At 65.4% G+C, this 23926-nt stretch carries 28 protein-coding genes; 8 read left to right on the forward strand and 20 right to left on the reverse strand.

Going from position 1 to position 23926, the window contains the following annotated elements:
- Positions 1-175 precede the first annotated feature (175 nt).
- From IVB18_RS46290 to IVB18_RS46315, 6 genes are read right to left on the reverse strand one after another with little or no spacing between them, the layout of a single operon-like run.
- Positions 176-1051 carry an amidohydrolase family protein gene (locus tag IVB18_RS46290; RefSeq protein ID WP_247986710.1) on the reverse strand — a complete coding sequence of 292 codons (876 nt, stop codon included), beginning with the start codon at positions 1049-1051 and terminating at the stop codon, positions 176-178.
- A 13-nt stretch (positions 1052-1064) separates the two neighbouring features.
- Positions 1065-1457, reverse strand: coding sequence for a RidA family protein (locus IVB18_RS46295; RefSeq protein WP_247986711.1), 393 nt, complete (start codon positions 1455-1457; stop codon positions 1065-1067).
- A 25-nt stretch (positions 1458-1482) separates the two neighbouring features.
- A complete protein-coding gene (hpaH, locus tag IVB18_RS46300; protein ID WP_247986712.1) occupies positions 1483-2286 on the reverse strand; it encodes a 2-oxo-hept-4-ene-1,7-dioate hydratase in 804 nt (267 codons plus the stop codon).
- A 3-nt stretch (positions 2287-2289) separates the two neighbouring features.
- Positions 2290-3150, reverse strand: coding sequence for a fumarylacetoacetate hydrolase family protein (locus IVB18_RS46305; protein ID WP_247986713.1), 861 nt, complete (start codon positions 3148-3150; stop codon positions 2290-2292).
- Between the two features lie 49 nt (positions 3151-3199).
- Positions 3200-3817 (reverse strand): flavin reductase family protein, encoded by a 618-nt coding sequence (locus IVB18_RS46310; RefSeq protein ID WP_247986714.1) that lies wholly within the window; start codon positions 3815-3817, stop codon positions 3200-3202.
- Positions 3818-3820: 3 nt separating this feature from the next.
- Positions 3821-4786, reverse strand: a complete 966-nt coding sequence (locus IVB18_RS46315; RefSeq protein ID WP_247986715.1) for a tripartite tricarboxylate transporter substrate binding protein — start codon at positions 4784-4786, stop codon at positions 3821-3823.
- Between the two features lie 129 nt (positions 4787-4915).
- On the opposite strand from IVB18_RS46315, the gene IVB18_RS46320 reads away from it, so the two are divergent.
- From IVB18_RS46320 to IVB18_RS46335, 4 genes are all read left to right on the forward strand, one after another.
- On the forward strand, positions 4916-5725 hold the full coding sequence (locus tag IVB18_RS46320) for an IclR family transcriptional regulator (protein WP_247986716.1): 810 nt from the start codon (positions 4916-4918) through the stop codon (positions 5723-5725).
- A gap of 248 nt (positions 5726-5973) precedes the next feature.
- Positions 5974-7269 carry an O-acetylhomoserine aminocarboxypropyltransferase gene (locus IVB18_RS46325; protein WP_247986717.1) on the forward strand — a complete coding sequence of 432 codons (1296 nt, stop codon included), beginning with the start codon at positions 5974-5976 and terminating at the stop codon, positions 7267-7269.
- 4 nt (positions 7270-7273) lie between these two features.
- Entirely contained in the window at positions 7274-8059 is a 786-nt protein-coding gene (locus IVB18_RS46330; protein WP_247986718.1) for an alpha/beta hydrolase, read from the forward strand.
- A 64-nt stretch (positions 8060-8123) separates the two neighbouring features.
- Positions 8124-8627: a DUF6496 domain-containing protein gene (locus tag IVB18_RS46335; protein ID WP_247986719.1), complete on the forward strand. Its 504-nt coding sequence runs from the start codon at positions 8124-8126 to the stop codon at positions 8625-8627.
- A 78-nt stretch (positions 8628-8705) separates the two neighbouring features.
- On the opposite strand, the gene IVB18_RS46340 is transcribed toward IVB18_RS46335, so the two are convergent.
- On the reverse strand, positions 8706-8909 hold the full coding sequence (locus IVB18_RS46340) for a hypothetical protein (RefSeq protein ID WP_247991891.1): 204 nt from the start codon (positions 8907-8909) through the stop codon (positions 8706-8708).
- A gap of 390 nt (positions 8910-9299) precedes the next feature.
- On the opposite strand from IVB18_RS46340, the gene IVB18_RS46345 reads away from it, so the two are divergent.
- Positions 9300-10031, forward strand: a complete 732-nt coding sequence (locus IVB18_RS46345) for a 3-oxoacyl-ACP reductase family protein (protein WP_247986720.1) — start codon at positions 9300-9302, stop codon at positions 10029-10031.
- A gap of 182 nt (positions 10032-10213) precedes the next feature.
- Here IVB18_RS46345 and IVB18_RS46350 read toward each other — a convergent pair whose 3' ends face one another.
- From IVB18_RS46350 to phnG, 9 genes are read right to left on the reverse strand one after another with little or no spacing between them, the layout of a single operon-like run.
- A complete protein-coding gene (locus tag IVB18_RS46350; RefSeq protein ID WP_247986721.1) occupies positions 10214-10825 on the reverse strand; it encodes a pyridoxamine 5'-phosphate oxidase family protein in 612 nt (203 codons plus the stop codon).
- Between the two features lie 28 nt (positions 10826-10853).
- Positions 10854-11444: a phosphonate metabolism protein/1,5-bisphosphokinase (PRPP-forming) PhnN gene (phnN, locus tag IVB18_RS46355; RefSeq protein ID WP_247986722.1), complete on the reverse strand. Its 591-nt coding sequence runs from the start codon at positions 11442-11444 to the stop codon at positions 10854-10856.
- Complete coding sequence (locus tag IVB18_RS46360; RefSeq protein WP_247986723.1) at positions 11441-12598, reverse strand: alpha-D-ribose 1-methylphosphonate 5-triphosphate diphosphatase; 1158 nt, start codon at positions 12596-12598, stop codon at positions 11441-11443. Before IVB18_RS46360 ends, phnN begins: the two co-directional genes overlap by 4 nt.
- 15 nt (positions 12599-12613) lie before the next feature.
- Positions 12614-13312, reverse strand: a complete 699-nt coding sequence (gene phnL / locus IVB18_RS46365; RefSeq protein WP_247986724.1) for a phosphonate C-P lyase system protein PhnL — start codon at positions 13310-13312, stop codon at positions 12614-12616.
- A gap of 8 nt (positions 13313-13320) precedes the next feature.
- On the reverse strand, positions 13321-14133 hold the full coding sequence (gene phnK / locus IVB18_RS46370; RefSeq protein WP_247986725.1) for a phosphonate C-P lyase system protein PhnK: 813 nt from the start codon (positions 14131-14133) through the stop codon (positions 13321-13323).
- Complete coding sequence (locus IVB18_RS46375) at positions 14126-15022, reverse strand: alpha-D-ribose 1-methylphosphonate 5-phosphate C-P-lyase PhnJ (protein ID WP_247986726.1); 897 nt, start codon at positions 15020-15022, stop codon at positions 14126-14128. Before IVB18_RS46375 ends, phnK begins: the two co-directional genes overlap by 8 nt.
- Positions 15019-16134, reverse strand: coding sequence for a carbon-phosphorus lyase complex subunit PhnI (locus tag IVB18_RS46380; RefSeq protein WP_247986727.1), 1116 nt, complete (start codon positions 16132-16134; stop codon positions 15019-15021). The genes IVB18_RS46375 and IVB18_RS46380 overlap by 4 nt, the downstream gene beginning before the upstream one ends.
- A gap of 4 nt (positions 16135-16138) precedes the next feature.
- The gene (phnH, locus tag IVB18_RS46385) at positions 16139-16747 is read right to left on the reverse strand and encodes a phosphonate C-P lyase system protein PhnH (RefSeq protein WP_247986728.1); all 609 of its coding nucleotides are present in this window, start codon (positions 16745-16747) and stop codon (positions 16139-16141) included.
- 4 nt (positions 16748-16751) lie between these two features.
- A complete protein-coding gene (phnG, locus tag IVB18_RS46390) occupies positions 16752-17216 on the reverse strand; it encodes a phosphonate C-P lyase system protein PhnG (RefSeq protein WP_247986729.1) in 465 nt (154 codons plus the stop codon).
- Positions 17217-17323: 107 nt separating this feature from the next.
- Here phnG and phnF point away from each other — a divergent pair, with 107 nt between their 5' ends.
- Complete coding sequence (gene phnF, locus IVB18_RS46395) at positions 17324-18055, forward strand: phosphonate metabolism transcriptional regulator PhnF (protein ID WP_247986730.1); 732 nt, start codon at positions 17324-17326, stop codon at positions 18053-18055.
- A 198-nt stretch (positions 18056-18253) separates the two neighbouring features.
- On the opposite strand, the gene phnE (IVB18_RS46400) is transcribed toward phnF, so the two are convergent.
- The 4 genes from phnE (IVB18_RS46400) to phnC form a co-directional block, all read right to left on the reverse strand.
- A complete protein-coding gene (phnE, locus tag IVB18_RS46400; RefSeq protein WP_247986731.1) occupies positions 18254-19102 on the reverse strand; it encodes a phosphonate ABC transporter, permease protein PhnE in 849 nt (282 codons plus the stop codon).
- A complete protein-coding gene (phnE, locus tag IVB18_RS46405) occupies positions 19099-19983 on the reverse strand; it encodes a phosphonate ABC transporter, permease protein PhnE (protein ID WP_247986732.1) in 885 nt (294 codons plus the stop codon). Before phnE (IVB18_RS46405) ends, phnE (IVB18_RS46400) begins: the two co-directional genes overlap by 4 nt.
- Before the next feature lie 75 nt (positions 19984-20058).
- A complete protein-coding gene (gene phnD, locus IVB18_RS46410; RefSeq protein ID WP_247986733.1) occupies positions 20059-20994 on the reverse strand; it encodes a phosphonate ABC transporter substrate-binding protein in 936 nt (311 codons plus the stop codon).
- A 62-nt stretch (positions 20995-21056) separates the two neighbouring features.
- A complete protein-coding gene (gene phnC / locus IVB18_RS46415; RefSeq protein WP_247986734.1) occupies positions 21057-21866 on the reverse strand; it encodes a phosphonate ABC transporter ATP-binding protein in 810 nt (269 codons plus the stop codon).
- A gap of 174 nt (positions 21867-22040) precedes the next feature.
- On the opposite strand from phnC, the gene IVB18_RS46420 reads away from it, so the two are divergent.
- Together IVB18_RS46420 and IVB18_RS46425 are read left to right on the forward strand one after the other, a co-directional pair.
- Entirely contained in the window at positions 22041-22724 is a 684-nt protein-coding gene (locus IVB18_RS46420) for a chloramphenicol acetyltransferase (RefSeq protein WP_247986735.1), read from the forward strand.
- Positions 22721-23917, forward strand: a complete 1197-nt coding sequence (locus IVB18_RS46425) for an alpha-D-ribose 1-methylphosphonate 5-triphosphate diphosphatase (RefSeq protein WP_247986736.1) — start codon at positions 22721-22723, stop codon at positions 23915-23917. The genes IVB18_RS46420 and IVB18_RS46425 overlap by 4 nt, the downstream gene beginning before the upstream one ends.
- The last annotated feature ends 9 nt before the right edge of the window (positions 23918-23926 follow it).

The raw sequence follows: 23926 nt of genomic DNA on the forward strand, positions 1-23926 counted from the left end.
GGAGGTGCGCCCCCTCTCCCGCTTGCGGGGGAGGGTTGGGGTGGGGGTGTTTCCCCAATCGATATCCCCGTGTGGAGAGAGCCCTCACCCGGCGCTTCGCGCCGACCTCTCCCGCAAGCGGGAGAGGTTGAACGAGCCCGTGGCCCGCATTCGTGCCACCCAAAGCCCTTCCGCTCTAGTTCGGAAACCCGAACAGCTTCGCCGGATTGTGCACGAGGATCTTCTCCAGCGTCGCCTGGTCCGGGGCGTAGCGATACATCAGCTCGAGCAAATCGGCGTCGTTGGGCGGCTGTTTCACGGAGACCGGATGCGGCCAGTCGCTGGCCCAGACGCAGCGATCGATTGCTGCCTCGATATAGGCGCGCGCAATCGGGATCACGTCGTCGTAGGGAGGACCGGCCCTCGAGGTCTTCTCGCCGAGCGACAGCATCACCCAGAAATTGCCCTTGGCGAGCAGCTCGAGCATCTTGCGCAAATTGGGATCGTTGTTGCCGCGCTCCGGATCGGGGCGCGCCATGTGGTCGATCAGCACGGGCACGTTGAGATTCTCGTACTTCGCGACGCTGGAGACGATGCCGTCTTTCTCGGGCTGGATCTTGACGTACCAGCCGAGCTCGCGGATCCGCGCGATGGCGCGGGCGAAATCGGCATCCGATAGCACGGCGCCGAGCTCCTGGCGGAAGCTGAAGCGCGCGCCGCGGACGCCGGCATCGTGCAGCTTTGCGAGATAGGCGTCGTTCGCCTCGGCAAACACCAGCGCGTTGGCGCAGCCGCGATAGTTCGGGCCCATGGCGGCGAGGCCGTCGAGGACCACCGCGTGGTCGGCGCCATAAGTCGTGGTCTGCACAATGATGCCGCGCTCGATGCCGAGCGTCTTGTGCACGCGCAGTGCCGCTTCCCACGTCGCGCTCGGCATCTGATAGGCCGCGCCGGGGCGGATCGGATATTTGTCGAGCGGACCCAGCACGTGAAACTGGCTGTCGACGGTCTTCGGCGGCGGTGCCTTGACGGGACGGCGCGGATTGGGGTCGAACGGCAGATAGGTCGGCATGGCCAAAACTCCCTCAGTCGATCACGGCGGTGAAATCGCACTGCACCAGCGCACCGCCTTCCATGTCCATCGGCAGCGCATGGCGCGCCGGGCGCGAATGCTCGTCCGGAAACATCTTCAGCCACTCGACATTCACAGGGCCGCGCTGCGCGCGATCCTTCAGCCACACCGTCATCTTGATGATGTCGGAGGTGGTGCCGCCGGCGGCCTCTACGGTCGCCTTCATATGCGCGAACATGTTGGCGCATTGGGCGTCCAGGCTCTCCGGCATCGCGCCGGTCGCGGGATCGCGGCCGAGGATCACGCCGGACATCACGAGATTGCCGATACGGCAGGCGTTCGGAATCGGGTTGGCATGCTTGAAGCCGCCGATGTGAATGCTCTTGCGCCGCGTTTGACCCGTCATGGTTGGCTCCCTCTGCCTTGTTGGTTCAGGCGAACTGGCACGACACCGAGCCGAAGGCACCATAGTCGGCGTGGAAGGTGTCGCCGCGGCGGATATCGACCGGCCGCGTGAACGATCCCGCCAGCACCACCTCGCCGGCCGCAAGATATTCGTCATGCGGCGCGAGCCGATTGGCGAGCCAGGCGATGCCGTTGGCGGGATGATTGAGCACGCCGGCGGCAAGCCCGGTCTCCTCGATCTCGCCGTTGCGGAACAAGAGCGCACCGATCCAGCGCAGATCCGCATCCATCGGCCGGAACGGCCGACCGCCCAGCACCAGCGCGGCATTGGCCGCGTTGTCCGAGATCGTGTCCATGACCTTGCGGGACTTGCCGGTTTCGGGATCGACGCGATGCATGCGCGTCTCCAGGATCTCCAGCGCCGGCGTCACGTAGTCGGTGGCGTTGAGCACGTCGAAGATGGTGCAGTCCGGTCCACGCAGCGGTGCCTTCAGCACGAAGGCGAGCTCGACCTCGATCCGCGGCGCATGGAAGCGGTCGAATGGAATGGGACCGGCATCCGCATAGAACATGTCGGCGAACAGCACGCCGTAATCGGGCTCAGCGATGCCGACCGCGTTTTGCATCGCTTTCGAGGTCAGGCCGATCTTGTGGCCCTTGATGACGCGGCCGCGGCCGAGCTGGAGCTTGGTCCAGGCGCGCTGGACGGCGTAGGCATCTTCGATGGTGAAGCCGGGATACTCCTTCGAAAACATCGGGATCAGCGCCTTGGTGCGCTCGGCCTCATCCAGGCGCGTGGCGAGACGCTCGATCGTGGCGGTGTCGAGCATGATCTACTGCTCCGCCGCGACTTTGTTGCGCAGCACGCCAATGCGCGCGGACTCGACCTCGACGACGTCGCCGTCCCCAAGCCAGCGCGGCGGGTCGAAGCGGGCGCCCGCCCCGGTCGGCGTGCCCGTTACGATCATGTCGCCGGGCTTCAGCGTCGCGAAGGTGGAGAGATAAGAGATCAGGAAATCGAACGGGAACATCAGCCGTTCGGTCGTGTCCTGCTGCCGCACTTCGCCGTTCACGCGCGTGACGATGTCGTGCGGACCGCGCGGGTCCAGTTCGTCCGCCGTGACGATCCACGGACCGATGCTGCCGGAGCGATCGAAATTCTTGCCCTGCGTGACGTTGAACTTGCCGTGGCGCAGCCAGTCCCGCACCGTGCCCTCATTGCACAGCGTCATGCCGAAGATGTGCGACCAGGCTTTTTCGCGCGGGATGTGGCGGCCGCCCTGGCCGATCACGATGACGAGTTCACCCTCATAATCGAGCTGCTCCGACACTTTCGGCTTCTCGATCGGCTGGCCGGAGCCGGTCATCGACGACATGCTGCGCACGAATAGGCTCGGATATTTTGGCAGGTCCGAGCTGTCCTTGTATTCCGCGTTGCGCTCGGCGTAGTTGACGCCGATGCACCAGAGCTTTTCCGGCGCGAGCACCGGCAGCAGCAAGACAAGGTCCTCGAGCGCATAGTCCGGCTTTTGCCCCGCCACCGCTTCCTGCGCATCCGCGAGCGCATTGGCCGCGATCAGCGCCTTGACGTCGGAGAAGTCGCGGCCGATCCGCCTGGTCAGGTCGACGACCCCGCCCGCGACGGCTGCGCCGTAGCGAGGTTCCCCGTCCAAGAGATAGCTCAGCAGTCGCATGGTCGTTTCTCCAATGGTCTACAGGCGCCATGGTGGGCGCGCTGCGCGCTCAGTCGGTCGATTTCGGGGTCTGGAAGACGGCGCCGAGCGTCACGATCTCGCCAAGACGGGCGTAGCGCGGCCCGCCGATGCGGGCGATCGGGTCGAGCGCCGCAGTCTCGACCTTGCCGTCGTTCACGAGGCCGTCGCGAATGTGGAACATCACGACCTCGCCGACGATCAGCCGGCTGCGGGCATCGCCGAATTCGAGGCACTGCCGGAAGCGGCATTCCATCGCGACCGGCGCGGCCGAAAGCCGTGGCACCTTGATGCGCTTGCAGCCAAGCGTCTCCAGGCCGAGCTCCGCGACCTCGCTGACCTCCGGCGGATGCTCGACGGAGCTGTCGTGCACCGCAGACATCAGCGGGGTATCGGCGATGTGGATCACATATTCCTCGGTATCGAGGATGTTGTGCGCGGTGTCCTTGTAATCGGCGCCCTTGCGGCCGACGCTGATGGCGAGCATCGGCGGCTTCTGCGAGACGAAGGTGAAGGCGCTGAAGGGGGCGAGGTTGAGCACGCCGCTCCGCGACAGGCTCGTCACCCAGGCGATCGGACGCGGCACCACGATGCCGGTCATCAGCCGGTAGATGCGCTCGGCGCCGAGCTCGGTTGGGTCGATCCGCATCGATTAGTCCGCCTTGATGTTGGCCTTGCGCACGACCGGAATCCATTTCGCGTCCTCACGCTCCAGATAGGCCCTGAACTCGTCCGGCGTCATCGCCACGGCTTCGGCGCCGAGCTTCTCGAACTTGTCGGCCACGGCGGGGTCTTTCAGGATCGCGGTCAGCGTCTCATGCAGCTTGTCGACGATCGGCGCCGGCGTACCGGCGGGCGCGAACAGGCCGGTGAAGGTCTGGCCGTCGAAATCCTTGTAGCCGAGCTCCGCGAAAGTCGGCACGTCGGGCAGCGACTTCAGTCGGTGCGGGCTGGTGACGGCGAGCGCCCGGAACAGGCCGGCCTTGATGTGTTGCAGGCTGACCGACAACTGGTCGAACGCGAACTGCACCTGCCCGCCGAGCAGATCGTTGACGGCCGGCGCATTGCCGCGGTAGTGCGCGGTGACCCATTGCAGCTCGAGGCTGGACTGCATCAGCTCGCTGAGCAGATGGTTGGTGGTGCCGGGGCCGGGCGAAGCCATGGTCAGCTTGCCGGGCTCGCGCTTGGCGAGATCGATAAATTCCTTGAAGGTCGTGGCCTGGACCGACGGGTGGACCTCGAGCACCAGCGGCGTCATCGAGATGGTCGAGATGGGGAGGAAATCTCGCTTCCAGCTGTAGGCGTCGCGCTTGTTGATTTCGGTCGCGAACAGCACCGGGCCGTTGGCGCCGACGAACAGCGTGTAGCCGTCGTTCGGCGATTTCGCAAAAGCTTCGCCCGCGATCATGCCGCCGGCGCCGGCCTTGTTCTCGATGATGAAGGGCTGGCCGAGGCGTTCCTGGAGCTTGTCGGCGATGATGCGCGCCGCGCTGTCGACATTGCCGCCGGCCGGATAGGGCACGATCAGCTTGACGTTGCGCGCCGGCCATTGCTGGCCCGCCGCCGGTCCCGCCAGCATCGCAACTGCGGCAGCTATGGCAATCCAGATCAATCTCATGTTAACCTCCCGGCGGCGCTTCCAATTCAGTTCGATTGCCCTGACGTCGCACATGGCATCTCGATCAGAGCGCAATCTCCAGATGAGCGCTTTACCTGTCGAGAGAATTGTGGCGTTCTTGTCCATATTATGGACAAGACGCCTTCCGCAAGGTCCGTCCGCAGCATGACGGAACCGCGACAGGGCGCGCAGGCGATCCGGCGCGCGCTGGCGGTGCTGCGCATTCTCGCCGCGGGCCGCGAGGCCGGCGTGCCGCTGGCCGAGGTCGTGCAGGCCACCGGCCTGACCCGTCCGACCGTGCATCGAATCGTTCACGTGCTGATCGAGGAAGGCATCGTCGAGCGGCACGGCAGGAGCGGCCGCTACGCCATCGGCAATCAGGTGCCCGAGCTGGCGCTGGCGCGTCCCCGGCCCTCGCCGCTGCTCGTCGCCGCAGCTCCTTCGCTGCGGCGCGCATCGACCGAGGTCGGCGACACGCTGTTTCTGACGGTGCGGACCGGGAACGACACGCTCTGCGTCGACCGCAGGATCGGCGCCTATCCGATCCAGGTGCTGTCGATCGAGGTCGGCGCGCGCCGCCCGCTCGGCGTCAGCAGCGCGGGCGTCGCAATCCTTGCTGCCATGCCGACGCAGGACGCGCGAAAAATCGTCGCAGCCAACGAGAAGAGGTTCGAGGCCTACCGAACCGATGTCGCGACAGTGCTGAGCCAGACCACCGCGGCGAGACGGCAGGGATACAATATGAGAGAGATCGGCCTGATTCAGGGCACGAAATCGATCTCGACCTGGATCAAGACCCCGGACGGCCGCCCCGCCGCCGCGATGACGGTCTCCGCCGTGCGAACCCGCCTCGGCCCCCGCCGCGAGCAGGAGGTTGCCGAAATCCTGTTGCGCGAAGCCCGCACCATCGAGCAAGCCATCCGCGGCAGTCTTGCTTAAGGATCGGACGGCGCCACTTCGCCTCTCCCCGCGTGCGGGGAGAGGCCGGATTGCATCGAAGATGCAATCCGGGTGAGGGGGCTCTCCGCGAGTCCAACTTTCACCGCCCCCGCGGAGACTCCCCCTCACCCCAACCCTCTCCCCGCAAGCGGGGCGAGGGAGCGCACCGGCGCTGTCAATGGGCTGACGTGCCGCGGGTTTTTGTGGCACAAGAGCCGCCATCCCCCGACCGACCAACGAGGCCAAGCATGCCCGCGCCCAAGCCGCCTGCCTTCGAGACCCTGAGCCTGCATGCGGGCCAGCATCCGGACCCTGCGACCGGCGCCCGCGCGGTACCGATCTACCAGACCACGTCCTACGTCTTTCAGGACTCCGATCACGCGGCCGCGCTGTTCAATCTGGAGCGCGCCGGCCACATCTACACGCGCATCTCCAATCCAACCACGGGCGTGCTCGAAGAGCGGCTCGCGGCACTGGAAGGCGGCGTCGGCGCGATCTGCACCGCAAGCGGCATGGCCGCACTGCATCTCGCCATCGCGACGCTGCTCAACGCCGGCGACCACATCGTGGCGTCGAGCTCGCTCTATGGCGGCACCATCAACCTCCTTGTACACACGCTGCCGCGTTTCGGCATCACCACGACATTCGTGAAGCCCCGCGATCTCGATGCGTTCCGGGCGGCGATCAGGCCGAACACAAAGCTCGTGATCGGCGAGACCATCGGCAATCCCGGGCTGGAGGTGCTGGACATTCCGAAGGTCGCGGCCATCGCGCATGACGCGAAGATCCCGCTGCTGATCGACAACACTTTTGCGACCCCCTATCTCAGCCGTCCGATCGAGCTCGGCGCCGACATCGTCATGCATTCGGCGACGAAGTGGATCGGCGGCCACGGCATCGCGATCGGCGGCGCCATCGTCGACGGCGGCCGTTTCAATTGGCGCGCTTCGGCCAAGTTCGGCGTGCTGACGGAGCCGTATGGCGGCTATCACGGCATCGTCTTCGACGAACAGTTCGGCAGTGCCGCTTTCATCATGCGGGCGCGCACGGAAGGATTGCGCGATTTCGGCGCCTGCCTGTCGCCCACCAACGCGTTCCAGCTGCTCCAGGGCGTGGAGACGCTGGGCGTGCGCATGGATCGCCACTTGCAGAACACGCATCTCGTGCTGGAGGCGCTGAAGGCCAACAAGGCCGTGGACTGGGTGCTGCATCCTTCGCTGGAAACCCACCCGGACTATCAGCTCGCAAAGCAGCTGCTGCCGCGCGGCGCCGGCTCGATCGTCTCCTTCGGTATCAAGGGCGGACGGCCCGCGGGCCGCAAGTTCATCGAAGCGCTGCGCATGATCAGCCATCTCGCCAATGTCGGCGATGCCAAGACGCTGGTGATCCACCCTGCCAGTACCACACACCAGCAGATGGACGCCGAGCAGCTCAAGGCCGCCGGCATCGGCGAAGAGCTGGTGCGGCTGTCGGTCGGTATCGAGACGGCGTCCGATATCATCGACGATCTCGCCCAAGCGCTGCGCATCTCGCAAAAGGTCTGACATCATGAAGCTCACCGTCAACGGCGCCGAGGTGTTTGTTGCAACCGGCGGCCGCGAGTTCGACAAATCCCTGCCCGCGGTCGCCTTCATCCACGGCGCCGGCTTCGACCATTCGACCTGGGCGCTGCATACGCGCTGGTTCGCACATCACGGCTTTGGCGTGCTGGCGCCGGACCTGCCCGGCCACGGCCGTTCGGCCGGCCCTTCGCTGTCGAGCATCGCGGAGATGGCCGACTGGACCGCTGCGCTGCTCGGGGCGGCCGGCGTGGCGAAGGCGCATCTGATCGGGCACTCCATGGGATCGCTGATCTCGCTGGAGACCGCGGCGCGGCATCCCGACAAGGTTTCCGCGCTAAGCCTGATCGGCACGGCTGCCACCATGACGGTCGGTCCGGATCTGCTGAAAGCGGCCGAGGCCAACGACCAGGACGCGATCGACATGGTGTCGATCTGGGGCCTCGGTTTCAACGCCGAGCTCGGCGGCAGCCTGGCGCCGGGCCTGTGGATGCATGGCGGCGCGCAGGTGGTGCTTCAAGCCTGCGAACGCGGCGTGCTGTTCAAGGATTTGTCGGCCTGTAATTCCTATGCGAATGCGCTTGCCGCTGCCGCGACGGTAAAGGTGCCGACCACGCTCATCCTCGGCGAGCGGGACATGATGACACCGGCGAAGGCGGGCAAGGCGCTAGCCGCCGCGATCCCGCATGCCAAGACTGTCGTGGTGCCGGGCGCCGGCCACATGATCATGGCCGAGCGCCCGGACGAACTGCTGGCTGCGCTAGGGAACCGATAGGATCAAACGTCCATCTTGCGCGTTGCGGTCAGACATCCCTGTGAATTCCAGAGGGAACTTACCTATGCCAAGACAAGAAGTCATTCGCAAAGCCAGACAAGACAAGCGTGCCGGCAAATCGGCAAGCACGCAGGCCGGCGAATTCGTCAAGGACGAGATCGACAAGATTCGCAAGGGCAAGCATGGTGCGCGCTCGACGCGGCAGGCTATCGCGATCGGCCTGTCGGAGGCGCGCCGCTCCGGCGTCGATCTGCCGCCGCCGCGAAAAGGACGCGTCAAGAAGGCGACGCGCCGCAGCGCCGAATATGCCTATGAGGTGGGACAAGGCAAACGCACTCCGAAGCGCCGGCCGCGTGTGTCGCAGGCCGTCGAAAAGGTTTTGAAAAAGGAGCCGCGCTCGACCGCGTCGCGCAGTGCATTGTCGAAACAAGGCAAACGTGCCGCGAGCCAGCGAACCGCCGCATCGCGTTCGGCCGCCGCGCGCGAGGCGAGCCGCACCAAGGGCGTCAAGGTCCGCTCCGCCGCCGCGAAGAAGGCGGCACGCACCAGGGCGCGCCGCCGGAGTTGACCGACAAGGGGCCTCGGCTTGCGCTCCTCATGATGCGCATCGCTCGCCGAAAGCGACCCTTGAGGCTGGCAAGCAATTTTAGTTCGCGCGCCGGCTCCGCTCGGAGAATACCGCACGGGCAGCGCGCTCGGCCTCGCGCGCCGAGCGGAACTGACGGCCTTCGAGGCTGTCGAACAACCGCTCGGAGGAGAAGAAGCGGAAGCCGCGCTCATCCCGGGTGACGATGCCGGCCGCGCGGTCGTGGATTTCGATGATGTAGGCGTTTGACTGGGCTTGGGACATGACTGCTCGTTCGCCGGGATTTCGGCGCTCCTGTCTGGAATTTGCGGTGTGAGATTGCTGCGAGGTGGCGATCAGCAACAACAACAGGCGCCGGTGGCCGCCGAGAAACAGCGTCGCGTCATGCACCGGTGCATGTCATCAGGACTACGCTGGCAAACGGTTCTCATCTTGCGGCTTCAACTCGAGGAGCAGTTTCGGTGCTGCAAATATCGAGTGTTTGGGCCGATTGGTCAATGAAATGGCTGTCCATAATTGCCACGGGCGCGCATCGGCACTTCTCCTGGTGCGAGCGCAGGCAAACGAATTCATCTCGCGATGAGTTCAACGCAAGCGCGCGGCCGGCGTGGTACTGTCGGGTCAAAATGGAACAAATGGCAGAGAGGCGCGGGCGTGGCGAATGATCTCAAGGGGCGCACGGCGCTCGTCACCGGCGGCTCGCGCGGGATCGGCGCCGCGGTCTGCCGCCTGCTCGCCGAGGCCGGCGCGGCCGTGGCGGTCAACTGCCGCGAGCGGATCGGGCAGGCCGAGCAGTTGGCGGGAGAAATCAGCAAGCGCGGCGGCCGCGCCATGGCCGTTGCCGCCGACGTATCGCAGCGCGAGCCCGTGGCCGCAATGGTCGAGCGCATCACGGCCGAGCTCGGGCCGATCGACATCCTCGTCAACAATGCCGGTATCGCCATCACGCGCGGGATCGACGATCTCACCGAGGACGATTTCGACCGCACCATCCTGGTCAATCTGAAATCCGTATTCCTGTGCACGCAGGCAGTTCTGCCTGGGATGCGCGCGCGGAAATGGGGGCGCATCGTCAACATCTCCTCCGGTGCCGCGCGCGGCGCCGGCGCGATCGGGCCGCATTACAACGCGTCCAAGGCCGGCATGGAGGGACTCACGCGCGGCTATGCGGCGCGGCTGGTCAAGGAAGGCATCACCGTCAATGCGGTGGCGCCGTCGCTGATCGAGACCGACATGATGAGCGGCCAGCCGCAACTCGTCAGCCGCATTCCGCTCGGCCGCTTCGGCACGGCGGAAGAGGTGGCGAAGGCCGCGATGCTGCTGATCGACAACGCCTACATGACCGGACAGACGATCGCGCTGAGCGGCGGGATGGCATTTAATTAGTGCGAGATGCATCTTACCTCGCCCCGCTTGCGGGGAGAGGTCGGATCGCTCTTGCGATCCGGGTGAGGGGCTACAGGCCCCACGACGATCTCACGTGTCGAGAGAGGCCCCTCACCCCAACCCTCTCCCCGTTAGAACGGGGAGAGGGAGAAGAGGCAGCGGAGAGAGGGGTAAGAAATAACTCACCACATCGTGGCTGCCGCACGCTCCGGCCAGATGCGATCATACTCCTCACCGCCGATTTTGTTCTGGCTCATCTCGGCGAGGATCTGGCCGGGCGTCGGCAGCGTCTTCGGATCGATGCGCTTGTCGGGATTCCAGAGGTCGGAGCGGACGATGGCGCGGGCGCACTGGAAGTAGATTTCATCCACCGTCATCACCATCACGCTGCGCGGCGCCTTGCCTTCGACCTTGAAAGAAGCCAGCAGCTCGGGATCGACGGAGAGTTGGGCGCGGCCGTTGGCACGGACCGCATTGCCGGAGCCGGGGATCAGGAACATCAGCGATACGCGCGGGTCGCGCACGATGTTGCGCAGGGAATCGACCCGGTTGTTGCCGCGCCGATCCGGCAGCATCAGCGTTCTGGGATCGTGAATGCGGACGAAGCCGGGCAGATCGCCGCGCGGCGAGCAGTCGATGCCCTCCGGCCCGATGGTGGCGAGCGCTGCGAACGGCGCCTTCTCGATGAAGGTACGATAGAGCGGCGTGACATGGTCGGCGACTTTCACGGTCGAGGCGTCATTGGTGACGCCATAGATGGCTTCGAGCTGCTCGACCGTCTCAATCACCGTCATTCTTCCACTCTTCTTGCTGCGCCGGCCTCTACTCGTGCCAGCATTCGTTCCTGATCACGCGCGCGAGCTGGCGGCTGTGGTACTCTGCGCTGCCGGCGTTGACGATGGTAATGTCAGCCTGCGCGACGCTGTCATCGACGCTGCGGGTAAGCCGCTCCGCGATATTGCCGTCGCTGTGCCGCGCCCGTGCGGCAAGCCGCTGCGCCAGCACGTCCGGCGGCGCGGTGATCGCAACCACCACGACATTGGCATAGGCTTGGCGGAGCACGCCAATGACAGTGCGCGAGACGTTGACAACGACGGCACGACCGGCGCGGATGTCGTCGTTGATTTCGAGCGGCAGGGCGTAGGAATGCCCATGCGCCACCCAATGCACCGCGAAATCGCCGTGATCGCGTGCGCGGCGGAATTCGTCGGGATTCATCGCAATGTTGTCCTCGGCCGCGGAGGACTCACGCGTCACGACACGGCGCGGGAAGACGACTTCGTGATCGTCGATGCAGGCCGCCTGCGCGAGCCGCAGCAGCGTATCCTTGCCGGCCCCGCTGGGGCCGACCACGAGCACGAGACGCCCGGGGCCGATCGCGTCCGCCCGCTCCGGCGCCACGGTCTCGCTCATGCGACACGGCCTCCTTCGCGCCAGACGCTGCGAACGACGGGAACGCTGCCCGCGATATGCACGCGGATCAGATCGGCGCGCTTGCCGATCGCAATCTCACCGCGATCGGACAGGCCGACCGCGTCGGCGGGCGATTTCGTCACGGTGCGGATCGCCGACGGCAGATCGATCGTCGGCACGTGCTCGGGCAGTTGCAGCGCGCCCATCAGGAGGCTCGACGGGATGTAATCGGACGACAGGATGTCGAGCAGGCCTTCGCGGGCGAGATCGACCGCGGCGATGTTGCCGGAGTGAGAGCCGCCGCGTACGACGTTCGGCGCGCCCATCAAAATGTCGATGCCGGCCTGATGCAGGCCGCGCGCGGCCTCGATGGTGGTCGGGAACTCCGCCACCGCGACGCCATCGCGCACGGCGTCCGCGACGTTCTCCTCGGTGGTGTCGTCATGGCTTGCGAGCGTAATCCTGTATCCCTGTGCGAGCGCGACGATCTCGCGCATGTTGGTCGCGGCATAGGCCTTCTGATAGGCGAAGCGCCGCGCGAACAGTTCATCGAGCTCGGCATCGGTCTTGCCGGCGCCCTTGCCACGGTAATAGTCGCGCAGCTTGACTTCGTCGCGGAACTGGCGCTGGCCGGGCGTGTGGTCCATCAGCGACATCAGCCGCACGTCGGGGCGGCCGACCAGCTCCTTGGCCTCCTCGACCACGCTCGGCATCGGGATCTCGCAGCGCAGATGCAGGAAGTGGTCGGCACGCAGGAGATCGGCCTCGCGCGCGGTCGTGATCGCAGCGGCCAATGTGCCGGCGCGGCCGTCGACTTCCTCCGCGCCATCCTCGCGCCAGACCCGAAGCGAGTCGAACACCGTGGTGATGCCTGAGGTCGCGAGCTGGCCGTCATAGGAGACGACGGCGGCGACCGGGTTCCAGAACACCTTTGGCCGCGGCACGTAGTGCGCTTCGAGATGGTCGGTGTGGAGCTCGATCAGGCCGGGCATGATCAGGTCGCCGCCGGCATCCTCAGCACCTGCGGGCGCCCTGCCCTCGCCGATTTCGGCGATGCGCCCATCTGCGAGAGCGAGCCAGCCCTGCTCGATCACCCGGTCGGCCAGCACGATCCTGGCATTGGCGATCACGGTTTCCTTCGGCTTGGCGTTCATGTCCTTCATTTTCCTTCAGGCCGCGGCGGCAAAGCTGGTGACGTCGACGATACGGTCGGCAATCAGATGGCGAATCTCGTCGTCATGGACGATCGCGACCATGGCAACGCCCTGGCGCTTCTTCTCGCCGATCAGCTCGACCACGACAGCGCGGTTAGCGGCGTCGAGCGAAGCAGTCGGCTCGTCGAGGATCAGGATCGGCAGGTCCGAGATGAAACCGCGCGCGATGTTGACGCGCTGCTGCTCGCCGCCGGAGAAGGTCGCGGGCGGTAGCTGCCAGAGCCGCTCGGGAATGTTGAGGCGATGCAGCAGGCTGCCCGCGCGCGCCTGCGCATCAGTTCGGCTCGTGCCGCCAGCGATCAGCGGCTCGGCGACGACGTCGATCGTGGCCACGCGCGGGACTGCGCGCAAGAACTGGCTGACATAGCCGATGGTCGAACGGCGGACGTTGATGACCTGCCGCGGTTCGGCGGTGGCGAGATCGATCAGCGCGCCGCGATGACGGATGCCGATGCGACCGGAGTCGCAGCGGTAGTTGCCGAAGATCATCTTCAGGATCGACGACTTGCCCGCGCCGGACGGGCCGGACAGCACGACACATTCGCCGGGGTCGACGTGGAAGGTGACGCCGCGCACCACCGGCAATTCGATGCCGCCTTGCAGGTGCATCGTGAAGGTCTTTTTGGCATCGGCGATGTCGATCATGGCAGTCATCGGAGGGCTCATGGCGGCAGAATCGAGGAGACGAGGAGTTGGGTGTAGGGCTCGCGGGGATCGTCGAGCACCTGGTCGGTGAGACCGGTCTCGATGACGCGGCCGCCCTTCATCACCATCACGCGATGCGACAGCAGTCGCGCGACCGCGAGATCGTGGGTGACGATGACGACGGCGAGATGCAGCTCGGCGACGAGATTGCGCAGGAGGTCGAGCAGGCGCGCCTGGACAGACACGTCAAGACCGCCAGTGGGCTCATCCATGAACACCAGCCGCGGCTCCGTGACGAGGTTGCGCGCGATCTGGAGACGCTGGCGCATGCCGCCGGAATAAGTGCGCGGCGGATCGTCGATGCGCGCGATGTCGATCTCGACGCGCGTGAGCCAGTCGGACGCGGTGTCACGGATGCGGCCATAGTGGTTCCAACCCACCGCCATCAGCCGCTCGCCGACATTGGCACCGGCCGAGACCGCCATGCGCAGCCCCTGCGCGGGATCCTGGTGCACAAAACCCCAATCGGTGCGGAACAGGAAGCGCCGCTCGGCCTCGCCGAGCGTGGCGAGGTCGCGCGTGACGCCGTCGCGCATCCGGTAGGACACATGCCCGCCGCTGGCCGCGAGTTGGCCCGACAGGAGCTGGAGCAGCGTCGACTTGCCCGACCCGGATTCACCGACGATCGCCAGCACCTCGCCGGGATAAAGCGAGAATGACACGTCGCGGCACGCAGCGATGCGGCCGTAGGACTTGCTGAGGGATTCGGCGACGAGCAGCGGCTCGTCATTTTCGAGCATGTTTGGCTCGAGCATGTCTCGATCAGCCATTTGATTCCCCCTGCGCCCTCTCCTTGTACGGCGCGGCGCTGAGGCTGCCGTGATGGCCGGCGGCCTGGCGGCCCTCGCAATAGTCGGTGTCCGAGCAGACGAACATGCGACCGCCCTTGTCGTCGGTCACGATCTCGTCGAGATAGGAATTTTCCGCGCCGCACAGCGCACAGGGCGCGTTGAAGCGATAGGGCTCGAACGGGTGATCCTCGAAATCGAGCGATACGACCTGGGTATAAGGCGGAATCGCATAGATGCGCTTCTCGCGTCCCGCGCCGAACAATTGCAGCGCCGGGCAATTATCCATCTTGGGATTGTCGAACTTCGGCGTCGGCGACGGATCCATCACATAGCGCGCGTTCACCTTCACCGGATAGGCATAGGCTGTCGCGATGTGGCCGAAGCGGGCAATGTCCTCATAAAGCTTCACATGCATCAGGCCGTATTCGGCGAGCGCATGCATGCGCCGCGTTTCGGTCTCGCGCGGCTCGAGGAAGCGCAGCGGTTCCGGGATCGGCACCTGATAGACCAGCACCTGGTTCTCGTGCAGCGCCGTCTCCGGGATGCGGTGCCGGGTCTGGATCACCGTTGCATCTTCCGTCGCCGTCGTCGTGGCGACGCCGGCGGTCTTGGCGAAGAATTTGCGGATCGAGATCGCATTCGTCGTGTCGTCAGAACCCTGATCGATCACCTTCAGCACGTCTTGGGGCCCAAGGATCGCGGCCGTGACCTGCACGCCGCCGGTGCCCCAACCATAGGGCATCGGCATTTCGCGGCTGGCGAACGGCACCTGATAGCCGGGGATCGCGATCGCCTTCAGGATCGCGCGGCGGATCATCCGCTTGGTCTGTTCGTCGAGATAGGCAAAATTGTAGGCCGGCGCGTTCATTCCGCGGCCTCCTTCATGGGCTCTGCGGCATTGGCCTGGGCAACCCCTTCAGCAAATTCCTGGCGCAGCTTGCGCAAAAGACCAAGCTCGGACTGGAAGTCGACATAATGCGGCAGCTTCAGATGCTCGACGAAGCCGGTCGCCTGGACGTTGTCCGAATGCGACATCACGAATTCCTCATCCTGCGCCGGCGCGACGGCCTCTTCACCCAATTCACGGGCGCGTAGCGCACGATCCACCAGCGCCATCGACATTGTCTTGCGCTCGCTCTGGCCGAAGGCGAGGCCATAGCCGCGGGTGAAGCACGGCGCTTCCGTCACTGAGCCCTTGAACTGGTTGACCATCTGGCACTCGGTGAGTTCGATCGAGCCGAGCGGCACGGCGAAGCCGACATCCTCGGCGAAGAATTCGACCGCGACCTCGCCGAAGCGGATCTCGCCGGCGAAGGGGTGGTTGCGGCCGTAGCCGCGCTGGGTGGAATAGCCCATCGCCAGCAGAAATCCTTCGTCACCGCGCGCGAGATTCTGCAAGCGCAGGTCGCGGTCCGCCGGGAAGTTTAGCGGCTCACGCGTGAGATCGCCGACACTGGCGCCTTCTTCGGCGCGCGGCGAGGATTCGATCAACCCGTCACGGCCCAAAATATCGGTCACGCGCGGCGTCGGCGCCGTCGAAGCTTCGGCCGTCGCAGGCTCCTCGGGCACAAATCCCTCAGCGAGCGTCGGATCGAGCAGGCGGTGCGTATAGTCAAAGGTCGGCCCGAGAATCTGGCCGCCGGGAATGTCCTTGAAGGTCGACGACACCCGCCGCTGCACCCGCATCGCGCCGGTGTCGACCGGCTCGCTCGTGCCAAAGCGCGGCAGCGTGGCGCGGAACGCGCGGACCAGGAAGATCGCCTCGATCAGGTCGCCCCGCGCCTGCTTGATCGCGAGCGCCGCGAGTTCGCGGTCATAGAGCGAGCCTTCGCTCATGACGCGGTCTACGGCCAGGCCAAGCTGTTCCGAGATCTGGTCGAGCGTGACTTCAGGCACACTCGGGTCACCGCGCCGCGCATTGGCGAGCAGGCGATGAGCGTTCTCGATGGCGCGTTCGCCGCCTTTGACCGCGACATACATGTGACTAGCTTCCCTTGTTCGCGACACGCGCGGTACGCGGGATCGCAACCACGGCATCATCGGCGACCAGCACCACGTCGATGCCGCGCGGAAACAGCGCCTCGTTGATGCGCAGCCGTTCGAACAGATCCGCCGGCCCGATCGTCGCATGGAGCGTTGCGGCGCCGTCGATGCCCGGGCCACGCAGCTCGAAGCTGCGCCCGGCGTCCAGGCTGTCAACCTGGAGGATCAAGGTGGTCGAACGGTCCGGATATTCGTTGGTGCCGAGCGCGAGGCGCTCGAACCCCGGCAGCGCGGCGCCGTCGCTGATCAACGCAAAGCTCGCGATCGAGGAATCCTGGATGACCGGCGCGCCGGTATGGAATTTTAGCCATTTCACGACGTCGGAGCTTTCCGACATCGGCGCGTCGAGCCAGAGCGGCGTATCGTGATCGAACAGCGTCAGCGCAATCGCGGCCGTGCCGCGCATCATCGGTCCGGGCGCTCCCGCCATCGGCACGATGCGCTGGACCGAGCCCGGTCGCGCCATCGCATCCATGACCGAGCGAAAAGTCGATTGCGCCGACAAGACCTTGTCGACGAAACCCGGCGGCAGTTCCGCAATCGTGGTCATGGCCTCACCCCTCACCGCGCACCATGGTGTAAAAATCAACCTTCGTCGCGGCGGTCTCGGCCGCCGCCTGCTTGCGTCGCATCCTAAGCTGCTCGCGCAACGGCGCGATAACGTCCCGCTCGACGGCCACGCTAAAATCCCGCGACTGCACCAGTGCATCGCATAATGCGATCAGCCGCGCCTTCTCACTGTTGCGCCCGAGCGCGTAGCCGAAGCCGACCTCGCCGCTCGCAAGCCGCACCGCGGCCCGCGACACCGTTGCTTCGCCCAGATTGAACGGCGCGCCGTCGCCGCCGACGCGACCGCGCAGCATGACGAGGCCATTTTCCGGCTCGCGCAGATCCTGATGGTCGGGCAAAGAGAGAGTGCGGAGGCGAGCGGCGATCTCGCCCGCCTCCGCGTGCGCCAGCACGGCCATTGAGGCCTTGCGCTGGGCTTGCTGGTTGTTGTTCTGCGTCACCGAATCCACCGAACTTGTCGAATTCAAGTTGTCTATGATAATAGACAACTTGATACGAGAATGCCATGACTGTTTCGTGACAGAGGCGTGATTTCCGGGCTAGGCTGACCAGCGATATGAGCATGCAAGACATTGCCTCTTCGGGCGTCGCGCTGTGGCGCCTGGTTGCCGACGGCATCGAGCGCGGCATCGCTGACGGCCGCTTTGCCGCCGGCGAAAAGTTGCCGGGCGAAATGGAGATCGCCGAAACCTATCGCGTGAACCGCCACACGGTGCGGCGCGCGCTGGCCGCGCTTGCCGAGCGCGGCCTGGTGCGCGCCGAGCGCGGCAGCGGAACCTATGTCGAGGCCCAACGTCTCGCTTACCCGCTGCGCTCGCGTACCCGCTTCTCCGAGATCGTCGGCGCCGGCGGCCGCGAGCCGCGCGGCCAGTTGATCGAGGCCTCCGAAGACGTCGCGACCCGCGAGCTCGCGCGGGAGCTTGGCCTGAAGGTCGGCGCACCGCTGGTCCGGATCGAGGCCATTCGCCTCGCCGACCGCACGCCGATCTGCGTCTCCACCACCTGGCTGTCAGCAGAACTGTTTCCGGGCGCGGGGGCTGTATTCGCGACGACGCGCTCCATGACGAAGTTGCTCGAGCATTACGGCGTCCGCGACTACCGCCGAGGCGCAACCCGCATCACGGCCGGCATCGTGGACGCGACCGATGCCGCCCGGCTCGATCTCCTGCTCGGCCGGCCGATCCTGGTGGTCGACGCAACCGACCTCGATCTCGAAGGCAAGCCGCTGGTGATCAAGCACTCGCGCTTCGCCGCGGAGCGGGTGGAGTTTCTGGTGGAGAACGGGTGAGCGTGCGGCCACGCAGTCGGTGCACCTCTCCCCTTGTGGGAGAGGTCGGATCGCATCGGAGATGCGATCCGGGTGAGGGGTCTCTCTCCGCGAGCGCCAACGCCTGTTTGAGTTCGCGGACAGAGACCCCTCATCCGGTGCTTCGCGCCACCTTCTCCCACAAGGGGAGAAGGAAGAGAGTCGCGACTCGCTCCTGAGCTACGCCACCGCCCGCCGGCCGATGATGGCGAAACGGAGCTTCCCCGAGATGAAGTCGATCGCCGCGACCGCGACCAGAATCATCAGGATCAGGAACGACACTCTCTGCCATTCCAACACGCGGATCTGCTCGGCAAGCTGGAGCCCGATGCCGCCGGCGCCGACAATGCCGATGATGGTGGCCGAGCGCGTGTTCGATTCGATGAAATAGAGCACCTGGCCGGCAATCACCGGCAGCACCTGCGGCAGCAGACCGAAGCGGATCTCGTGCAGCGCGCTGCCGCCGGATGCGCGGATGCCCTCGACCTGTTTCTGGTCGGCGCCCTCGATTGCCTCGGAGAACAGCTTGCCGAAGGCACCGAAATCCGACACGGCGATGGCGAGCACGCCGGCGAACGGTCCGAGCCCGACCACGTTGATCCACACCAGCGCCCAGATCAGCGTGTCGATGCCGCGGATCGAATCGAGGAAGCGCCGGACCGGGAAGCGCAGGATCTTCGACGGCACCACGTTGCGGGCAGCAAGCAGGCTGACCGGGAGCGCGAACAGCGCGGCCAGCGTCGTGCCGAGCAGCGCGATCGAGAGGGTCTCGCCCAGCGCCTTCAGATAGATTGGCAGTGACGAGCCGGGATCCGGCGGGATCATCATCATGCTGATCCAGCCGAGCTCGCCGAGGCCGGCGAGGAAGCGCTGCGGCGAGAACTCGAGGTCAACCAAGCCGTACACCAGGATCGCGAATGCCGCGACGATCATCGCCGGCATTGCGAGCCGCGCCGAGGCCGGCCGGCCGAACACATCAGGATAGCGCGCGCGAACCTGCGCGGTGTCGACCTCCTGCGGCCTCGTCACGTCCGAGCCTCCTTGCCGAACAGGCGGCCGCGCAGCCAGCCGGTGGTGATGTCAATGATGAAGACCGTGACGATGATGGTGAGCAGGATCGCGCTGACGTCCGAATAGTAGAATTTGCGGATGGCGACGACGAGCTCCTGGCCGATGCCGCCAGCGCCGACAAAACCCATCACGGAGGCTTCGCGGACGTTGATCTCGAAGCGCAGCAGCGCGTAACTGGCGTAACCTGCGGTCACCTGCGGCAGGATGGCGAAGCGCATGCAGGCGAGCCAGCTCGCGCCGGTCGAACGGATACCCTCGACCGGCTTCATGTCGGCATTCTCGACGATCTCCGAGAACAGTTTTCCGAGCGCGCCGGTGCAATGGATCGCGATCGCCAGCACGCCGGCCATCGGGCCGAGCCCGAAGGCGATGACGAAGATCAGCGCGAAGACGATGCCGGGGACGGTGCGGGCGAATTCGAGCAGGCGCTGCACCACGAAGCGCAGCCAGGGCGCGGGCGAAGTGTTCTCGGCCGCGAAGAAGTTCAGAACAAAGGCGAAGGTCGCTCCGATCAGCGTGCCGACGTAGCTGATCAACAGGGTCTCGCCCAGCATCTTCAGCCATTTGCGCCAGCCCCACAGCCATTCGCCGACATCGGTCCAGACGCGCTGACCGTTGTCGAGCGTAAGGATGCGGTCGAAATAGCTGATGAAGTTGCCGAAATAGGCGAACAGCGTGCGCAAATTCACTTCTGCGCCGATCGCGGCAAGAAGGAGTGCAGCGGCGAAGATCACGACTCCCAACAGGAGTCGGAGCCGCTTGCGCGCGACCGCCTGGCGATAGGCGGCGTTGAGCACGGCGAGCTGCTGCTCGGGGAGGATCGAAACCGCGACGGTCATCTGGTCAGGAAAAGTGGTCGGTCAAAGAGAAAGAGCCGGGTCCATCGACCCGGCTCCAGTGCGTCGTCCCGAAATTCAGGACGCCTTCTTCTTACGCAGTGCATCGACGAACTTGATCAGCTCGATCGTGCCATCCCAATCCTTGGTGGTAGCGGGATGAAAACCCTTCTTCTGGCCGTCTTGGAGACGATCGAAGGCCGCCTTGTCCTTGGCCGGCGCGTCGAAGAACGCCTTCGCGATCGCGGCCTTGGCCTCTTCCGGCAGATCGGAATTGTAGGCATAGGGGCCGTTGATGATCGGCGCCGACTTGTGGATGATGCGGAAATCGTCCTTCTTCATCGCCGAGCCGTCGGCATTCTTCAACATGTTCTTGGTCAGCATCTGCGCCAGCGTGGAATCGTCATCGCTGGTCCACTGGTTGGCGGCGACGTCGACCGTGCCCTGCGCCAGCGCCAGGATCGCGTTCTCATGGCTGCCGGTGAAGACGACCTTGCTGAAATAGGTGTCGGCGTCCGCGATGCCCATCTTGTCGAGCTCGAAGCGCGGCACGTTGTTGCCCGAGGTCGAGTTCGGGTCGACGAGGCCGAGGTTCTTGCCCTTCAGCTGATCGACGCTCTTGTAGGGGCTGCTCGCCTTGACGAAGAACACCGAGTAATAACCGGTCGAGCCGTCGGCGTTGATGTCGTTGGCGAAGGCGTCGGTCTTGACGCTGGTCAGGCGGGCGCGGGCGAACGACGCCGAGCCATAGCTCGCGATATGAATGTTGCCGGCGCGCTGGCCTTCGATCACAGCAGCGTAGTCGTTGGCGATGCGCAGCGTGACCTTCACGCCCAATTCCTTGGAGAGATAGCTCATGAACGGCGCCCAGCGCTCGGTAACGCCCGAGGCGTTTTCCGCCGGAATGACCGCGAAGGTCAGTTCGGGATATTTGGCTTTCCAGTCCTCGGCGGAGGCTGAAGTCGTGAACGCGAGCGCGGCGGCGCCGGCAAGAATGAGTCTGCGAGTGATCATGATACCCTCTTCATCGGTTGGGTCGGTTGACGCAAAAATTGGCAACTACAGGTGCGGCGCGCTCAGGCGGCGGCCGCCGTTCCAAGCGCCGGAATACCCTCGGGCGCCGGCACCGGCGTGCCGCCCATGACGTCGGCGGCTTCAAGGTCGTAGAGTTCGCGCGCAACATGATCGGTGAGCGCGGACGGCGCGCCGTCGAATACCACGCGGCCCGCGGCCATGCCGATCAGGCGGTCGCAATAGCTGCGCGCCAGATCGAGCGAATGCAAATTGCAGAGCACGGTGATGCCGAAGTGCTTGTTGATGCGCAGCAGCGCATCCATCACGATCTTGGTATTGCGCGGGTCGAGCGAAGCGATCGGCTCGTCGGCAAGGATGATATCGGGCTGCTGCACCAGGGCGCGGGCGATCGCGACGCGCTGCTGCTGGCCACCGGAGAGCTGGTCGGCGCGCTGGGCTGCGAGCGAGGCGATATCGAACTGCTCGAGCGCCGACATCGCCAGCGCCATGTCAGCCTCGGGCCAGGTCTGTGTGAGCGAACGCCAGGCCGGCATCGTCGCGAGACGCCCCATCAGGACGTTGGTGAGCACGTCGAGCCGGCCGACCAGGTTGAATTGCTGAAAAATCATCGCCGATCGCGCGCGCCACTGCCGCAGCTCCTTGCCGCGCAGCGCGGTGACGTCGATGCCATCGAACAGGATGCGGCCCTGTGTCGGCGTCGCGAGGCGGTTGATGGTCCGCAGCAGGGTCGACTTGCCGGCGCCGGAGCGTCCGATCACACCGACGAAGCCGCCGGGGGCAACTTTAAATGAGGCATCGTCCACCGCGGCTTTTGCGCCGAAGCGGCACGTCAGACCTTCCACCACCAGCATGCAGGACTCCAGAGTAGCTGGGACCCACCGCTAACGCCGGCGCTTGACACTTGTGTGACACGCGCGCTGCGGTGCGGCGATCCTACACACCTCATCCCCTGTCATTGCTTCGTCATGACAATGTCATCAAGCCGCTCGAAGACGAGGCCCCGCCCTCGATCTTTCGGATGCAACATGGCCGCCAAGGCGCTCTCGGTCCAACCGACCATCGACCCCTCGGCGAAGCTGCTCGAGACCAGGCTCGGCGCCTATACCGAGGTCGGCGCGCGCACGATCCTGCATGAAGTGACGATGGGCGATTACTCCTATGTCGTGAACGACGCGCAGATCACCTACACCACCATCGGAAAATTCTGCTCGATCGCGGCAATGACCCGCATCAATCCCGGCAATCATCCGATGGACCGCGCTACCCAGGCGCATTTCACCTATCGCTCGAGCGCCTACTTTCCCGGCGAGAGCGACGATACAGAATTCTTCGACTGGCGGCGCCAGCATTACGTCCATATCGGCCATGACGTCTGGATCGGCCACGGCGCGATCGTGCTGCCGGGCCGCAACATCGGCACCGGCGCGGTCATCGCCGCCGGTGCCATCGTCACCAAGGACGTGCCGGCCTACAGCATCGTCGCCGGCAATCCCGCGCGCATCGTGCGGCGGCGGTTCTCGGAAGAAATCGCCGGACGGCTCGCCAGGCTGGCCTGGTGGGATTGGGATCACGACAAATTGCGTGAGGCACTGCCCGATTTCCGCAAGCTCGGGATTGAAGATTTTCTCTCGACATACGAAGCACGGGCGAATTCTCTCACTGGTTCTCTTACTGGTTCTCTTGCCAGCAAACGAAACGCGGTCGCGTGACAGATATTTTTCTTGAGGGTGGCCGGGCGCTGATCGGCTCGGAGCTTGTTGAAACTTCACTTGCCGTGTCCGGAACGGACATTGCGCAGGTCGATGCATCGCGCGGCCGCGCACGGCTCGCGATCGATGCGCGCAACCTGCTGGTCCTTCCCGGCATCGTCGATCTGCACGGCGATTCCTTCGAGCGGCAGATGATGCCACGCGCCGGCGTCGACTTCCCGATCGACGTCGCGCTTGCCGACAGCGATCGCCAGGCGATCAGCAACGGCATCACGACGGTGTTCCACGCCACGACCTGTTCGTGGGAGCCGGGCCTGCGCAGCGCCGACAATGCCCGGTGCCTGATGGAAGCGATCGAGCGCCAGCGTCCGCAATTCGCCGCCGACACCCGCTTCCATCTGCGGCACGAGACCTACAATCTCGACGCCGAAGAGGAGATCGGCCAGTGGCTCGCCGAAGGCCGCGTCGATGTGTTCGCCTTCAACGACCACATGGACGGCACGGTTGCCGACATGGCGAAGCCGCGCAAGCGTAACCGCATGGTGGAGCGCACCGGACTTTCCAGCGAGGAGTTTGACAGACTTGTCGAACGCGTGCTTTCGCGCGCCGGTGAAGTGCCGGCCTCAGTAGCGCGACTGGCCGCTGCGGCCCGTGCGGCCGAAGTGCAGATGCTCTCGCATGACGATGCGACGCCGGCGATGCGCCAGGCGTTTCGCGCCATGGGCGCGAGGATTGCCGAGTTTCCCGTCAACGAGGAGACGGCACGGGATGCCGTGGCCGCCGGCGATGCCGTCGTCTACGGTGCGCCGAACGTCGTTCGCGGCGGCAGCCACACCGGCTGGACCAGGGCATCCGACATGATCGCCAAGGGCCTCTGCTCGGTGCTGGCATCGGACTATTACTATCCTGCGCCGCTGCTCGCGGCATTCCGCCTCGCCGCCGACGGCGTGCTGCCGCTGACGGAGGCCTGGAACCTGGTCTCCGCCGGGCCCGCGCTCGCAACCGGCCTTGCCGATCGTGGCGTCGTCGCGGAAGGACGCCGCGCCGACATTCTCCTGGTCGACGACAGCGTGCCGCTGCGGCCGCGACTCATCGCGGTGATCGCCGCCGGAAAGCTCGCGCATCTGACTGATGCGACGCGGCTGCTCGGCATCACGGTGGCGATGTCGCGCGAGCCTGTCATTGCGGCTTAAACCGGTTAT

Source organism: Bradyrhizobium sp. 186, assembly GCF_023101685.1.
GTDB lineage: Bacteria > Pseudomonadota > Alphaproteobacteria > Rhizobiales > Xanthobacteraceae > Bradyrhizobium.

Excerpts from the sequence above, each read along its gene's own strand:
- IVB18_RS46315 (WP_247986715.1), bottom strand. The coding sequence starts at position 4,786 with ATGAGATTGATCTGGATTGCCATAGCTGCCGCAGTTGCGATGCTGGCG.
- IVB18_RS46325 (WP_247986717.1), top strand. The coding sequence starts at position 5,974 with ATGCCCGCGCCCAAGCCGCCTGCCTTCGAGACCCTGAGCCTGCATGCG.
- IVB18_RS46360 (WP_247986723.1), bottom strand. The coding sequence starts at position 12,598 with ATGAACGCCAAGCCGAAGGAAACCGTGATCGCCAATGCCAGGATCGTG.
- IVB18_RS46305 (WP_247986713.1), bottom strand. The coding sequence starts at position 3,150 with ATGCGACTGCTGAGCTATCTCTTGGACGGGGAACCTCGCTACGGCGCA.
- phnF (WP_247986730.1), top strand. The coding sequence starts at position 17,324 with ATGAGCATGCAAGACATTGCCTCTTCGGGCGTCGCGCTGTGGCGCCTG.
- phnE (WP_247986732.1), bottom strand. The coding sequence starts at position 19,983 with ATGACCGTCGCGGTTTCGATCCTCCCCGAGCAGCAGCTCGCCGTGCTC.
- phnC (WP_247986734.1), bottom strand. The coding sequence starts at position 21,866 with ATGCTGGTGGTGGAAGGTCTGACGTGCCGCTTCGGCGCAAAAGCCGCG.
- phnN (WP_247986722.1), bottom strand. The coding sequence starts at position 11,444 with ATGAGCGAGACCGTGGCGCCGGAGCGGGCGGACGCGATCGGCCCCGGG.
- IVB18_RS46375 (WP_247986726.1), bottom strand. The coding sequence starts at position 15,022 with ATGAACGCGCCGGCCTACAATTTTGCCTATCTCGACGAACAGACCAAG.
- IVB18_RS46380 (WP_247986727.1), bottom strand. The coding sequence starts at position 16,134 with ATGTATGTCGCGGTCAAAGGCGGCGAACGCGCCATCGAGAACGCTCAT.
- IVB18_RS46290 (WP_247986710.1), bottom strand. The coding sequence starts at position 1,051 with ATGCCGACCTATCTGCCGTTCGACCCCAATCCGCGCCGTCCCGTCAAG.
- IVB18_RS46420 (WP_247986735.1), top strand. The coding sequence starts at position 22,041 with ATGGCCGCCAAGGCGCTCTCGGTCCAACCGACCATCGACCCCTCGGCG.
- IVB18_RS46335 (WP_247986719.1), top strand. The coding sequence starts at position 8,124 with ATGCCAAGACAAGAAGTCATTCGCAAAGCCAGACAAGACAAGCGTGCC.
- IVB18_RS46320 (WP_247986716.1), top strand. The coding sequence starts at position 4,916 with ATGGACAAGACGCCTTCCGCAAGGTCCGTCCGCAGCATGACGGAACCG.
- hpaH (WP_247986712.1), bottom strand. The coding sequence starts at position 2,286 with ATGCTCGACACCGCCACGATCGAGCGTCTCGCCACGCGCCTGGATGAG.
- phnL (WP_247986724.1), bottom strand. The coding sequence starts at position 13,312 with ATGACTGCCATGATCGACATCGCCGATGCCAAAAAGACCTTCACGATG.
- phnD (WP_247986733.1), bottom strand. The coding sequence starts at position 20,994 with ATGATCACTCGCAGACTCATTCTTGCCGGCGCCGCCGCGCTCGCGTTC.
- IVB18_RS46295 (WP_247986711.1), bottom strand. The coding sequence starts at position 1,457 with ATGACGGGTCAAACGCGGCGCAAGAGCATTCACATCGGCGGCTTCAAG.
- IVB18_RS46350 (WP_247986721.1), bottom strand. The coding sequence starts at position 10,825 with ATGACGGTGATTGAGACGGTCGAGCAGCTCGAAGCCATCTATGGCGTC.
- IVB18_RS46330 (WP_247986718.1), top strand. The coding sequence starts at position 7,274 with ATGAAGCTCACCGTCAACGGCGCCGAGGTGTTTGTTGCAACCGGCGGC.
- IVB18_RS46340 (WP_247991891.1), bottom strand. The coding sequence starts at position 8,909 with ATGTCCCAAGCCCAGTCAAACGCCTACATCATCGAAATCCACGACCGC.
- phnH (WP_247986728.1), bottom strand. The coding sequence starts at position 16,747 with ATGACCACGATTGCGGAACTGCCGCCGGGTTTCGTCGACAAGGTCTTG.
- phnK (WP_247986725.1), bottom strand. The coding sequence starts at position 14,133 with ATGGCTGATCGAGACATGCTCGAGCCAAACATGCTCGAAAATGACGAG.
- IVB18_RS46310 (WP_247986714.1), bottom strand. The coding sequence starts at position 3,817 with ATGCGGATCGACCCAACCGAGCTCGGCGCCGAGCGCATCTACCGGCTG.